We start from the raw sequence: 12,757 nt of genomic DNA on the forward strand, positions 1-12,757 counted from the left end.
CGGCCGCTGGAGGGCGCTTCGGAAGTGCGAGGAGGCCCACGCTCACCTGGCCGCGTCGCGCCAGGTGCGGTCGCCCGGAAGGTGCGGTTCGCCCCGCGTTACTCTGGACAACTGTGCTAGTGCTCGCCGTCGACACGGCCACCCCCGCAGTCACCGCCGGTGTGGTCGAACTCGTGCCCGACTCCCCGCCGCGCCTGCTCGCGAAGCGGGTGACGCTCAACGCCAAGGCGCACGGCGAGCTGCTCACCCCGCACATCAGCGACGCCCTCGAAGAGGCCGGCCACACGTTCGCCGACCTCGACGCCATCGTCGTCGGCGCGGGCCCCGGCCCGTTCACCGGCCTGCGGGTCGGCCTGGCCACGGCCGCCGCGCTCGGTCAGGCGCTCAACCGCCCGGTCTACCCGGTGGCCACCACCGACGCGATCGCCAAGGACGCGGCCAGCGGCCATCCGCTGCTCGTCGCGACCGACGCCCGGCGCAAAGAGGTCTACTGGGCCGCCTACGACGCCGCCGGACGCCGCACCGACGGTCCGCACGTCGAACGTCCGCAGGACCTGGCGGAGAAGCTGCCGGCCATGGGCGTGCACCAGGCCACCGGCGAGGGCGCCGAGATCTACGCCGAGATCCTCGGCTTGGAGCTGCTCCAAGCGAAGCACCCGAGCCCGGAGGGCCTGGTCGCCGCCGCGGCCGCCGAGGTGCTCGCGAAGGCTCGTCCGGCCGCGCTCACCCCGCTCTACCTGCGCCGCCCGGACGCGGTCGAGCCCACCGGGCGCAAGCGGGTGACCAGGGCATGACCATCGGCACCGTCACGCTCGGACCTCTGCAGCACGCCGACGTGCCCAAGTGCCACGAGATCGAGCTCGCGCTGTTCCCCGGCGAGGACCCGTGGAGCGAGAACGCGTTCCACAGCGAACTCGACAACGGCAACTACTACATCGGCGCGTACGCGGACGGCGAGCTCATCGGCTACGCCGGGCTCGCCGCCAGTCCGCACGAGGCCAGCGTGCACACGATCGCGGTCATGAAGCACTGGCAGGGCAAGGGCGTCGGCAAGGCGCTCCTGCGGGACCTGCTGGCCCGCGTCGACGAGATCAACGTGCCGGTCTACCTCGAGGTCCGCACGGACAACGAGCCGGCGATCGCCATGTACCTGGCGCACGGGTTCGAGCACCTCGGCCTGCGCCGCCGCTACTACCAGCCGTCGGGTGCCGACGCGTACACGATGGGAAGGCCTGCGCAAAGTGTCTGACCGCCTGATTCTCGGCATCGAGAGCTCGTGCGACGAGACGGGCTTCGGCATCGTCCGGCTCGGCTCCGACGGCTCGCTCGAACTGCTCGCCGACGAGGTCGCCTCCAGCGTCGAAGAGCACGCCCGCTTCGGTGGCGTCGTGCCGGAGGTCGCCTCCCGCGCCCACCTCGAGGCGCTGGTCCCGACCCTGCGCCGGGCACTGGACGTCTCGGGCGTCGAGCTCTCGCAGATCCACTCCATCGCCGTCACCGCCGGACCGGGTCTCGCCGGTGCGCTGCTGGTCGGCGTGTCCGCCGCGAAGGCCTACGCGGCCGCGCTCGGCAAGCCGCTCTACGGCGTGAACCACCTGGCCGGTCACGTCGCCGCGGACACGTTGCAGCACGGCCCGTTGCCGCAGCGCTGCCTCGCGCTGCTGGTGTCCGGCGGCCACTCGCAACTGCTGCTCGTCGAGGGCGGCCTGGCGAACTCGATCACCGAGATCGGGTCCACTGTGGACGACGCGGCCGGCGAGGCGTACGACAAGGTCGCGCGGCTGCTCGACCTGCCGTACCCCGGCGGCCCGCCCATCGACAAGCTCGCCAAGCAGGGCAACGGCTGCGCGATCGCGTTCCCGCGCGGCCTCACCGGTCCGCGCGACTCGAAGTACGACTTCTCGTTCTCCGGCCTGAAGACCTCGGTCGCCCGCTGGGTCGAGCGCGCCGAACGGGCCGGCGAGGAGATCCCGCTCGCCGACGTCGCCGCGTCGTTCCAGGAGGCCGTCGCGGACGTGCTGACCGCCAAGGCGATCAGGGCCGCGAAGGACCTGAACGTCGACACGCTGGTGATCTCCGGCGGTGTCGCGGCGAACTCGCGGCTGAGCGGTCTGGCCGCCGAACGCTGTGCCGAGGCAGGCATCGAACTGCGCGTGCCGAGGCCACGACTGTGCACCGACAACGGCGCGATGATCGCGGCGCTCGGCGCCCACCTCGTCGCGGCGGGCGCCAAGCCGTCCCCGATGGACATCTCGACCACGCCGGGCCTTCCGGTCGGCACGGTCCAGATCCTCTGAGCTGACCGCACGCGGGGCGCTTTCGTACCGTCATGCGGTACGAAAGCGCCCCGCGTGCGATCGGCTAGACGCGGTTGAGGCCGGGGTTCCGGTCCTCGATCACAAAGGTTGCTTTTGTGGTCACCGGAGCTCCGGGCTTCGACACGTAGTCGAGCCCGCGGAAGTCCGCCCGCACCTCACGTGAGGTGAAGCGAGTCCGCACGTACCCGCGCCGGTTGTTGAAGTACTTCACGTGCGGGTTCTCCGCCAGCAGCGCCGGAGTCTCCGCACGGGTCTCCGAGCCGTCGCCACCGGACGTGATCGACGTCGACACCAGCTCTGTCGCGACCGTGCGCGAAGTCGGGTCGTTCCAGCGTTCCTTGACCTCGGCCGCCCACGCCGCGTGCACGTCACCGGTGAGCACGACCGTGTTGCGGGTACGAGCAAACCCGGCGGCCACACGGTCGCGGTTCGCGGCGTAGCCGTCCCACGCGTCCATGTTGTTGGTCTCACCGGCACCGGGCGTGAAGTCGAGCTGCGAGAAGAACACCTGCTGCCCCAACACGTCCCAACGCGCGTGCGAGCGCCGCAAGCCGTCGAGCAGCCACTTCTCCTGCTCGGCCCCAGTGATCGTGCGCGTCGGCGAAAGCCGTTCGGGACAGGCCTTCAGACCGTCACCGCACGCCTGGTCGTCGCGGTACTGCCGGGTGTCGAGCATGTGGAAGTTCGCGAGGCCGCCCCACTGCAGGCGCCGGTAGAGCTGCAGGTCGATGCCCTGCGGCCGGTTCCTGATCGGCATGTTCTCGTAGTAGGCCTGGAACGCCGCCGCCCGCCGCGCGAGGAAGTTCGGCTGGGGGATCTGCGGCTTCTCGTAGACCTCGTCCGCCCAGTTGTTGTCGATCTCGTGGTCGTCCCAGACCACTGCCCACGGCGCCACGGCGTGCGCTTCCTGCAGATCGAGGTCGGTCTTGTACTGCGCGTGCCGCTGCCGGTAGTTCGCCAGCGTCTCGGTCTCCGGGCCCTCGTGGTCACGGGGGTTGCCGCCCGGCGCCACGTACGTGCCCTTCGTGTACTCGTACTGGTAGTCGCCCAGGTGCAGCACCAGGTCCGGCTGGTCCTCGGCCATCCTGCGGTACGCGGTGAAGTAGCCGTGCTCGAACTGCGAGCAGGAGGCGAACGCCATCGTGAGCCCGCTGCCCATCGCCCACGGCGCCAACGCCGTCCGGGTGCGGCCGACGCGCGACAGATGTCCTTCCGCGGAGAAGCGGTAGAAGTACTCGCGGCTAGGCAGCAGTCCGCGTACGTCCACGTGCACGCTGTGGCCGAACTCCGGCCGCGCGTGGGCGGTGCCGCGGCGGACGACGTGCCGGAACCGCTCGTCCAGGGCTATCTCCCACTTCACCTCGACGGCGCGGGACGGCATGCCGCCCAGGCCGTCCTCCGCGAGCGGGGTGGGTGCCAGGCGGGTCCACAGGACCACGCTGTCGCAGGTCGGGTCGCCGGAAGCGACCCCCAAGGTGAACGGGTCGGAAAGGCGATCCGACCCGGCGCCGACGGTGGTGAGCGCAAGTCCCCCGATGAGGAGTGCGCGTCGCGTCACTCGAGTCATGGTGAGACCTTCACGCACCAGGGTGGCTGTGAGGTGAACGCTTCCCCTAGAGCCTGTGAAGCCCTGGGACGCGATCCTCCACGGCGAACGACCCTTTCGTGCGGACGGGCGAACCCGGCCGCGTCACGTAGTCCAGCCCGCGGAAGTCCGTGCGCAGCTCATCGGGCGTGAACCTGGTCAACGTGTACCCGCGCCGGTTGTTGAAGTACTTCACGTGCGGGTTCTCCCGCAGCCACGACGACGTCTCGGTGTACTCCTCCGAACCGTCGCCACCGGCCGTGATCGACGTGGTGACCAGCTCGGTCGCCAAGGTCTTCGACGACGGGTCGTCCCACCGCTGTTTGACCTCCGCGCCCCATGCCGCGTGCACGTCACCGGTGAGCACGATCGGATTCCGGACGTCCGAAAACCCCGCCACCACCCGGTCCCGGTCCGCCACGTAGCCGTCCCACGCGTCGAGCAGGAACTTGTCGACCTCGCCTGGGATGTAGTCGTACTGCGAGAAGAACACCTGCTGCCCGAGCACGTCCCAGCGCGCCTGCGAGCCGCGGAAGCCGTCGAACAGCCACTCCTCCTGCGCGGCGCCGAGCATGGTGCGTTCCGGCTCCAGGCGTTCGGGACAGAGCTGGAGCCCGTCGCCGCAGGCCTGGTCGGTCCGGTACTGGCGGGTGTCGAGCAGGTGGAACGTCGCGAGCGAGCCCCAGCCGATCCGCCGGTACAGCCTTGATGACCTGCGCAAAGGCATGTTCTCGTAGTATGCCTGGATGGCCGCGGCCCGGCGCGCGAGGAAGTTCGGCTGCGGCTTGTCCGGCAGCAGGCCCGCCCAGCTGTTGTCGATCTCGTGGTCGTCCCAGATCACCGCCCACGGCGCCACGGCGTGCGCTTCCTGGAGGTCGGGGTCGGTCTTGTACTGCGCCTGCCGCCGCCGGTAGCCGGCGAGCGTCACGGTGGTCGGGCCCTCGACCTGCCGGACGTTGCCGCTCGGGGCGACGTGGATGCCGCTCTCGTACTCGTAGGTGTAGTCGCCGAGGTGCAGGACCAGGTCGGGCTCGTCCTCCGCCAGCCTGCGGTACGCCGTGAAGTAGCCGTGCTCGTACTGGGCGCACGACGCGAAGGCCATCGTCAGCGGTACCTGTAGGGCGTTCGGCTGAGGAGTCGTGCGCGTGCGGCCGGTCCGGGAGAGGTGGTTGAGCGCCTTGAAGCGGTAGAAGTACTCGTGGCCGGGCTCCAGTCCGGAAAGTTCCACGTGGACGCTGTGCGCCTCCTCCGGTCGAGCGAGGGTGGAGCCGTGCTGGACCATTCGGGTGAAGCGATCGTCCGCGGCGACCTGCCAGAACACCTCGATCGCACGTCCGGGCATGCCGCCCAGGCCGTCTTCCGCGAGCGGTTCAGGGGCGAGCCGGGTCCACAGGACCACTCCGTCGGGTGTCGGGTCGCCCGAGGCCACACCGAGTGTGAAAGGGTCGCTGGGTCTGGCCGACGCGGAGACCGAGAACGCTGTGACTCCCGCCACGCCGGCGAGCAGCAGCGTACGGCGGGTCAAGGTGGACATGCCTTGAATACGGCTCTCACATGGCAGACGGTTCGGGGCCCTCGTTGAAGCGTTGGCACTCTCATGGGTAGAGTGCCAACTGCACGGCACCAGCACCGCCCCGACCCCCGCGACGGCGGGGTGGCAGGAGCCGTTAAAAACGATTCTGCCAACGACCCGTGGAGGTCATCCCGGTGAGCGTGAACATCAAGCCGCTCGAGGACAAGATCGTCGTCCAGGCTTCCGAAGCTGAGACGACCACTGCCTCCGGCCTCGTGATTCCGGACACCGCGAAGGAGAAGCCCCAGGAGGGCAAGGTCCTCGCGGTCGGCCCCGGCCGCATCGACGACAAGGGCAACCGCGTCCCGCTGGACGTTGCTGTCGGCGATGTCGTCATCTACTCGAAGTACGGCGGCACCGAGGTCAAGTACAACGGCGAGGAGTACTTGATCCTCTCCGCTCGCGACGTGCTGGCCGTCGTCAACTAAGACGCTCGGCTGACATGCCTGACGCCCCGGCGCCCCATCCCGGGGCTACCGGGGCGTTTCGCTACCCAGAGAGGCTTTGAGGTAAATGCCCAAGCAGATCAGCTTCGACGAGGACGCTCGTCGGGCTCTCGAGCGCGGCGTGAACAAGCTCGCGGACACGGTCAAGGTCACCCTTGGCCCGCGCGGGCGCCACGTCGTCCTCGACAAGAAGTTCGGTGGCCCGACGGTCACCAACGACGGCGTCACCATCGCGCGTGAGATCGAGCTCGACGACCCGTTCGAGAACCTCGGCGCGCAGCTCGCCAAGTCGGTCGCCACCAAGACCAACGACGTCGCGGGTGACGGCACCACCACCGCCACCGTGCTGGCGCAGGCGCTGGTCAAGGAAGGCCTGCGCAACATCGCCGCGGGTGCGAACCCGACCGCGCTCGGCCGTGGCATCCAGGCCGCCTCCGATGCCGTCGTGGACGCGCTCAAGGCCAAGGCCACCCCGGTCAAGGGCCGCGAGAACATCGCGCAGGTCGGCACCGTCTCCTCGCGGGACGAGTCCATCGGCGCGCTGCTCGGTGAGGCCATCGAGCGCGTGGGCGAGGACGGCGTGATCACCGTCGAGGAGTCCTCGACGCTGGCCACCGAGCTCGTCATCACCGAGGGCGTGCAGTTCGACAAGGGCTACGTGTCGACGCACTTCTCGACCGACCTCGAGGCGCAGGAAGCCGTCTACGAAGACGTCCGCATCCTGCTGCACCGCGAGAAGATCTCGGCGCTGGCCGACGTCCTCCCGATCCTCGAGAAGGTCGCGGAGTCCGGCAAGCCGCTGCTGATCGTCGCCGAGGACGTCGAGGGCGAGGCCCTGTCCACCCTGGTGGTCAACGCCGTCCGCAAGACGCTGAAGGTCGTCGCCGTGAAGGCGCCGTTCTTCGGTGACCGCCGCAAGGCGTTCCTGGACGACCTCGCGGTCGTCACCGGTGGCGAGGTGATCTCCTCGGAGATCGGCCTGAAGCTGTCCGAGACCACGCTCGAGCAGCTGGGCTCCGCCCGCCGCGTCGTCGTGACCAAGGACGACACCACGATCGTCGACGGTGGCGGCACCAAGGCCGACATCGCCGGCCGCGCGGAGCAGCTGCGCCGCGAGATCGAGGGCACGGACTCCGACTGGGACCGCGAGAAGCTCCAGGAGCGCCTCGCGAAGCTCTCCGGCGGCATCGCCGTGATCAAGGTCGGCGCCGCCACCGAGACCGAGCTCAAGGAGCGCAAGCACCGCATCGAGGACGCGGTCGCCGCTACCAAGGCCGCGGTCGAGGAGGGCATCGTGCCCGGCGGTGGTTCCGCGCTCGTCCACGCCGCCAAGGTGCTGGACGGCGGTCTGGGCCTGACCGGTGACGAGGCCACGGGTGTCGCGCTCGTCGCGAAGGCCCTGTCCGCGCCGCTGTTCTGGATCGCCGCGAACGCCGGCCTCGAGGGCGCCGTCGTGGTGAACAAGGTCCGCGAGGGCGAGTGGGGCTTCGGCATCAACGCCGCCAAGCTGGAGTTCGGCGACCTGCTGGAGCAGGGCATCATCGACCCGGTCAAGGTCACCCGCTCCGCTGTCGCGAACGCCGCCTCCATCGCGCGCATGGTGCTCACGACCGAGAGCGCCATCGTCGAGAAGAAGGCGGACGAGCCCGCTTCGGCCGGACACGGCCACGGCCACGGGCACGGCCACTGATTTTTTGACTCAAAAGAAACCGGGACGGCACCCTTTCGTTTGGTGCCGTCCCGGTTTCTTTTTGTCTACACGATTGCCAATTGTCGTTTTCGTGCCTTGATGATGTGGTCGCGCTCCGATTCCGAGAGCCCGCCCCAAATTCCGTACGGTTCCTGCACTGCCAGCGCATGCCTGCGACACATCTCCAGCACCGGGCAGGCGAGGCAGACTGCCTTGGCTCGAGCTTCCCGGCGAGATCTCGCCGGACCCCGTTCGCCGTCGGGGTGGAAGAAGAACGCACTGTCCATGCCCCGGCACGAACCGCGCATCTGCCAGTCCCACAGATCTGCGTTGGGACCGGGGAGCCTTCGGGTGTCCGCCATCGAGACCGCCTCCGTGACGACTGCTCCATTCGGCTTAACGATGATCCACCGTAGAACCGCTTCAAAACTTGTTCAAGAGGCTGAAGACCCTTATCAACTGATGGGTGACGGCACGCGTGTTCGATCACTCACCGCCCGGAGTTGCCGCCCGGATGAGGTGAACGGAACATGGCTCTCGTGATGACACCGCCGGAGATCGGATCGCCCGGTAGTCACACGAGTGAGCCCCTCCTCTCAGTGGCCGCGGTGGCGAGGCGACTCGGCGTGGCACCTGCCACCCTGCGCACCTGGGATCGCCGCTACGGACTCGGCCCGACCGGCCACACCGTGGGCCGACACCGGAAATACGGACCACCGGACGTGGCCCGTCTCGAATTGATGCAGCGCGCTCTTCTCCGTGGCGCGTCGTCCGCTGAAGCCGCCCGTTTCGCGCTCGACTCGAAATCGTCGATGACACACGGAGTGGTTCCCGTCGCTCCATCGGGTGGTCGTGGCCTGAAATTGCCGGGAGCGTCTCGATTGGCGCGCGGACTCGGCCGGGCGGCGGTCGCGATGGACTCGATCGCCGTGCAGGGAATGCTCGCCGACTCGCTGGCGTCCGACGGCGTGATCGCCACCTGGAACGAGGTCGTGCGCCCGGTGCTGACGGCCGTGGCCGCGCGCTGGCAGCTGTCCGGCACCGGGGTGGAGGTGGAGCACCTGCTCAACGAGTGTGTGCTCGCCGCGTTCGTGCGTGCGACACCGCTCGTCACTCATGGGCGAAACCATCGGCCCGTGTTGCTGGCGTGCATGCCGGAGGAGAGGCACAACCTTCCGCTCTATCCCTTGGCTGCCGAGCTGGCACAGCGCGGCGTGGTCGCCCGGCAGCTCGGTGCGGCCCTGCCCGTGGACGCCCTCGCCGCGGCCGTGCGGCGTACCGCGCCCGCCGCGGTGGTGCTGTGGGCGCAGCTGCCCCGGTACGCCGATCCGGGGGTGATCTCCGCGTTGCCCCGCACGCGCCAGCAGGTGCGGCTGTTCGTGGGCGGGCCGGGATGGCGGCGGGGCGTGGTGACGGCGCCGGCCGAGCGGGTCGAGGACCTCGCCGACGCCGTGGCCGCCGTCGAGGCCGCGGTCACCTGACAGACTTCCCCGGTGGAAGAGGAGCTGCGCCGCGCAGCCTTCGGTGACTCGCCCGATCGCGACGTCTGGGGCGCGCTGTCGTCCTCCAGTTCACGGGTGCGCTGGCTCGCCGCGGTCGTCCTGGGCGGTCAGGGCCACTACGCCGCCGCGGCCACCGTGCTGGATGCGCTGCGTCACGACCCCGACTCGGTGATCGCCTCCCTTTCTCTCTCCACTCGCGCGTCGCACCACCGCCAGTTGGGCGGGCACGTGGCGGCGCGGGCGCTGGACGGCCTGGCGCTCGCGCGTGTCCGGACCGCGGCCGGCGGCGATCCGGACGGGATCGACGCACGGGGTGCCTGGACGGACGCCCTGCTGGGGCTCGCCGCCGATTCGCTGGGTGCACAACGCCTGGACGAGGCCCGCAGGTTGCTCGCGCGAGTTGAGACGGACTCGTGGAGGAGTGAAGTGCGGCGGGGATGGGTAACCGCGGAGATTGAGCTCGCGTCCGGTCAGGCGCACGCCGCGGTGGCCCCCGCCGAGCATGCGTACGGCGTAGCGACGAGCAGAAAGGCTCTGCGCCACGAGCTCAAGTCGGCACTCGTTCTGGGTACCTCGTTGGTCGTGTGGGGGACACCCGACGGCCTGAACCGAGGGGTTGAACTAGTCGAGTGTGAGCTAAATCACAGCGCCGAGAAGCGGCTTCATCCGTTGATCTGGCCGAGCGCTCTTGTCCTGGCGGGCCATGCCCCCACGATGGGCGCAGTCGCCATCGACCGGGCGACGGAGGCCCTGAGCTGCGTGTTACGGAGAGCTGATCCCGTCAGCCGTCAGGTCGCCCTTGATTCCCCGTGGGTGCCGAGTGGGCTGCTCCGTTCCGGGGAACCCCCGAACGCAGACCCTCAGACGAACTTCTTGACGGATTAAGCACCGGATCGTGTCAAGGTTGGGCCACCAGCGTCCGATAGGGGAGATGGAACGTCACTCGGCTGCAGGAAAGGAGTCCCCGTGACCACGGTCCTTATTTGCGACGACCGGCGCAGTGTGCGGGAGGGTCTCACCCGCGTGATGTCGGCTGTCCCCGGGGTTAGCCGCATCGACTGCGTAGCGCACGGTGACGAGTTGTTGGCTCGCTTTTCAAGGCAGCCGGTCGACGTCGTCCTGGTGGGAACCCAGCGCGCCGTCCCGACCGGGGTTGAAGCTACCCGTCGGCTCGTCTCCGCCAACCCGCAGGCAAACGTCATCGTCTTCGGCGCACCCGACGACGCCGGGAGCATCGCCGCGGCGATCGCCGGCGGTGCCCGTGGCTACCTGAGGTGGGACGCGTCGCGTCCCGAGCTTGTGGCAGCCCTCGCGCACACGCTCGCCAGCACCTCGGTGCCGGCGCCTCGTCAGCCCTCCGACCCCGGCGTGCAGCTCACGGAGCGCGAGCTCCAGGTGCTGCGCGGCATGAGCCAGGGCAAGAGCAACGGTCAGATCGGCCGCGAGCTCTACCTGTCGGAGGACACGGTGAAGACGCACGCTCGTCGTCTCTTCCGCAAGCTCGGTGTTCGTGACCGCGCTCAGGCGGTCGCGCACGGCTTCCGGCGAGGCCTCGTTCAGTAGTTCACTTCTCGCCGCACCGGCCCCTCGTCCTCATATGCCGCATGTGGGGACGAGGGGCCGGTGGCGTGAGACGGCTCACCCGCTCTGCGCGGGGTGGTTCTTCGAATCGCACAGTTAGCCCAGCCCGGTGACGATGTCGCCGGGCTTGGGCCGTTCGGCGTGTCGGCTGGTCACGCGGGGTGTCCATAGCCCCCTGATGAACAGAAGGCCTGGAGACCGGTACGGTGAGAGCTGCTGTTTCGGGTCGCCGTGAGTGACTCGTGTTGTTCTGTGTCGGTACGCCAACAAGTAACACCAGGGCTGTTGTCTGCGATGACCAACTTGGGGGACGGACTGGACGCCGAAGTGGGCGCGGCCGTCGACGGCGACCGTGCCGCGATCGAACGCCTGCTGGCCTCCATTCGTCCTCTTGTGGTGCGGTACTGCCGCGCCAGAGTTGGACGGCAGGAACGAAGCTTCGCTTCGGCGGACGATGTTGCCCAGGAGGTGTGTCTCGCGGTGCTCACGGCATTGCCCAGCTACCGCGACCAGGGTCGGCCCTTCCTCGCGTTCGTCTACGGGATCGCGGCGCACAAGGTTGCCGATGCACATCGGTCTGCCGCCAGGAACCGGTCCGAACCCGTTCCCGAAGTTCCCGACGCGCCGGAGACCGAAGCTGGTCCCGAGCAACGGGCGATGCAGGGCGAACTCTCCGACCGGATGGCTGTACTACTGCGTGTCCTGCCGGAGAAGCAGCGGGAGATCCTGCTGTTGAGGGTGGTGGTCGGGCTCTCCGCCGAGGAAACTGCCGAGGCGGTCGGTTCGACGCCGGGTGCGGTCCGGGTGGCGCAACACCGTGCGCTGGCTCGGCTCCGCAAGTCGCTGGCAGCGGAGGAGGTGGTCTGAGTGGCCGACGAACACGGAAAGGACGACGAGCAAGTGCGCGGACAGGACGATAGAGCCCCGCACGAACCCGTTGCAGACGATCTTTCGGCTGTACAGGCCGATGACAGGCTGCTGGACGCACTGGGGTCCGCGACCCCGGGCGCGGCCGGCTCCCTGGTCGACGACGAGCTGAACGCGTTGCTGCTCGCATGGCGCAACGAGGTGGAGACCGAGCCCTTCGGCGAACTGGTCGACACCGACACCGCCATCGCCACGATCCAGGCTGCCCGCCCGCAGCCGGTCAGCAGGCATCGCTTCCTGATTCCCCTGGCAAGCGCCGCGGCGGTACTGGCCATCGCCTTCACCGGCATGAGCCTGGTCGCCCGTGACGCCCAGCCGGGCGACGCGCTCTGGGGCCTGACCCGAGTGCTCTACTCCGAGCACGCGAAGTCGATCGAGGCAGCCGCCATCGTGCGTCACGACCTCGACTCCGCGCGCCTCGCCCTGCGCGAGGGCAAGGTGACCGAGGCCCGCGAGAAGCTCGACAAGGTCGGTGCCAGCCTCGAGTCCGTCTCGACGGCCGACGGCAAGGCCCAGCTCGAGGAGAAGCACAAGGAGCTCGAAAAGGAGCTCGACACCAACACCTCGGCCACGCCTCCGGCAACGACGACCCCGCCGGTGACGAAGCCGAGCGAGTCGACCTCCTCGACGCCGTCCTCGACGCCGTCGAGCGAGCCGTCCACCACCCAGCCCTCGACGACGACGCCGTCGGAGACCCCTCCGCCGCCGAACCCGACGTCGAACGGCGAGCAACCGCCCCCACCGCCGCCCGCTGATCCGGGCACCGGTGTGACGCCGGGGTCGAACGGCTCCGTCGTCGGTGAGACGCAGGGAACCGAGCAGACCGGGTCCAACTGACGCCGCTGCTGAGCGTTCCAACTGAGACGCAGTGTGAACGGCCCCTGATCCTTCGAGGTCAGGGGCCGTTCACATGCCCAGGCGTTCACACGTCAGGTGGAATGTGACCGGTGTGGTCCATGAGACCCGCTTGGCGGTGGCTGACGGCGTGGCTGGTTCGTCAACGCCCGGCGCAATCACCCGCACCAGGTGTGATGACTTCGGCGAGGTGAGCGGGCACGCCACTGGAACGCGACCTTCCGCCCGCACGCTGGCCGCCCCGCGACGTGCCGAACGCCCGTCCGGCCAAGCCACCCGC

Annotated in this window: 13 protein-coding genes and 1 pseudogene; 11 read left to right on the top strand and 3 right to left on the bottom strand. The window is 69.2% G+C overall.

What is annotated here, in order from left to right; genetic code table 11:
• The first annotated feature begins 113 nt into the window (after positions 1-113).
• Genes tsaB through tsaD form a run of 3 tightly spaced genes read left to right on the top strand, consistent with a single transcriptional unit; the run spans position 114 to position 2,297 of the window.
• Positions 114-794, top strand: a complete 681-nt coding sequence (tsaB, locus tag SK803_RS19295; RefSeq protein WP_319967414.1) for a tRNA (adenosine(37)-N6)-threonylcarbamoyltransferase complex dimerization subunit type 1 TsaB — start codon at positions 114-116, stop codon at positions 792-794.
• Positions 791-1,249, top strand: a complete 459-nt coding sequence (gene rimI / locus SK803_RS19300) for a ribosomal protein S18-alanine N-acetyltransferase (RefSeq protein ID WP_319967415.1) — start codon at positions 791-793, stop codon at positions 1,247-1,249. The genes tsaB and rimI overlap by 4 nt, the downstream gene beginning before the upstream one ends.
• On the top strand, positions 1,242-2,297 hold the full coding sequence (tsaD, locus tag SK803_RS19305; RefSeq protein ID WP_319967416.1) for a tRNA (adenosine(37)-N6)-threonylcarbamoyltransferase complex transferase subunit TsaD: 1,056 nt from the start codon (positions 1,242-1,244) through the stop codon (positions 2,295-2,297). Before rimI ends, tsaD begins: the two co-directional genes overlap by 8 nt.
• A gap of 64 nt (positions 2,298-2,361) precedes the next feature.
• Here the strand turns inward: tsaD and SK803_RS19310 are convergent, their stop codons facing one another.
• Both SK803_RS19310 and SK803_RS19315 read right to left on the bottom strand, forming a co-directional pair.
• Positions 2,362-3,885, bottom strand: a complete 1,524-nt coding sequence (locus SK803_RS19310) for an alkaline phosphatase D family protein (protein WP_319967417.1) — start codon at positions 3,883-3,885, stop codon at positions 2,362-2,364.
• A 46-nt stretch (positions 3,886-3,931) separates the two neighbouring features.
• Positions 3,932-5,437, bottom strand: a complete 1,506-nt coding sequence (locus SK803_RS19315; RefSeq protein WP_319967418.1) for an alkaline phosphatase D family protein — start codon at positions 5,435-5,437, stop codon at positions 3,932-3,934.
• 173 nt (positions 5,438-5,610) lie between these two features.
• Between SK803_RS19315 and groES the strand changes: the two genes are divergently transcribed.
• Positions 5,611-5,904 carry a co-chaperone GroES gene (gene groES, locus SK803_RS19320; RefSeq protein ID WP_030478362.1) on the top strand — a complete coding sequence of 98 codons (294 nt, stop codon included), beginning with the start codon at positions 5,611-5,613 and terminating at the stop codon, positions 5,902-5,904.
• Between the two features lie 85 nt (positions 5,905-5,989).
• On the top strand, positions 5,990-7,612 hold the full coding sequence (gene groL, locus SK803_RS19325; RefSeq protein ID WP_319967419.1) for a chaperonin GroEL: 1,623 nt from the start codon (positions 5,990-5,992) through the stop codon (positions 7,610-7,612).
• 65 nt (positions 7,613-7,677) lie between these two features.
• On the opposite strand, the gene SK803_RS19330 is transcribed toward groL, so the two are convergent.
• Positions 7,678-7,974 (bottom strand): WhiB family transcriptional regulator, encoded by a 297-nt coding sequence (locus SK803_RS19330; RefSeq protein ID WP_086663892.1) that lies wholly within the window; start codon positions 7,972-7,974, stop codon positions 7,678-7,680.
• 180 nt (positions 7,975-8,154) lie between these two features.
• On the opposite strand from SK803_RS19330, the pseudogene SK803_RS19335 reads away from it, so the two are divergent.
• The 6 genes and pseudogenes from SK803_RS19335 to SK803_RS19360 all read left to right on the top strand — a co-directional run.
• Positions 8,155-8,388 (top strand): annotated as a pseudogene (locus tag SK803_RS19335) (MerR family transcriptional regulator); the annotation flags it as partial.
• Between the two features lie 105 nt (positions 8,389-8,493).
• Positions 8,494-9,093, top strand: coding sequence for a hypothetical protein (locus SK803_RS19340; RefSeq protein WP_319967599.1), 600 nt, complete (start codon positions 8,494-8,496; stop codon positions 9,091-9,093).
• Positions 9,094-9,105: 12 nt separating this feature from the next.
• Positions 9,106-9,999, top strand: coding sequence for a hypothetical protein (locus SK803_RS19345; protein WP_319967420.1), 894 nt, complete (start codon positions 9,106-9,108; stop codon positions 9,997-9,999).
• Between the two features lie 81 nt (positions 10,000-10,080).
• Positions 10,081-10,677, top strand: a complete 597-nt coding sequence (locus tag SK803_RS19350; protein ID WP_030471988.1) for a response regulator transcription factor — start codon at positions 10,081-10,083, stop codon at positions 10,675-10,677.
• Positions 10,678-10,989: 312 nt separating this feature from the next.
• Positions 10,990-11,562 (top strand): sigma-70 family RNA polymerase sigma factor, encoded by a 573-nt coding sequence (locus SK803_RS19355; RefSeq protein WP_319967421.1) that lies wholly within the window; start codon positions 10,990-10,992, stop codon positions 11,560-11,562.
• Complete coding sequence (locus tag SK803_RS19360) at positions 11,563-12,459, top strand: anti-sigma-D factor RsdA (RefSeq protein WP_319967422.1); 897 nt, start codon at positions 11,563-11,565, stop codon at positions 12,457-12,459.
• The last annotated feature ends 298 nt before the right edge of the window (positions 12,460-12,757 follow it).

It is taken from the genome of Lentzea miocenica, assembly GCF_033949945.1.
Lineage (GTDB): Bacteria > Actinomycetota > Actinomycetes > Mycobacteriales > Pseudonocardiaceae > Lentzea > Lentzea miocenica.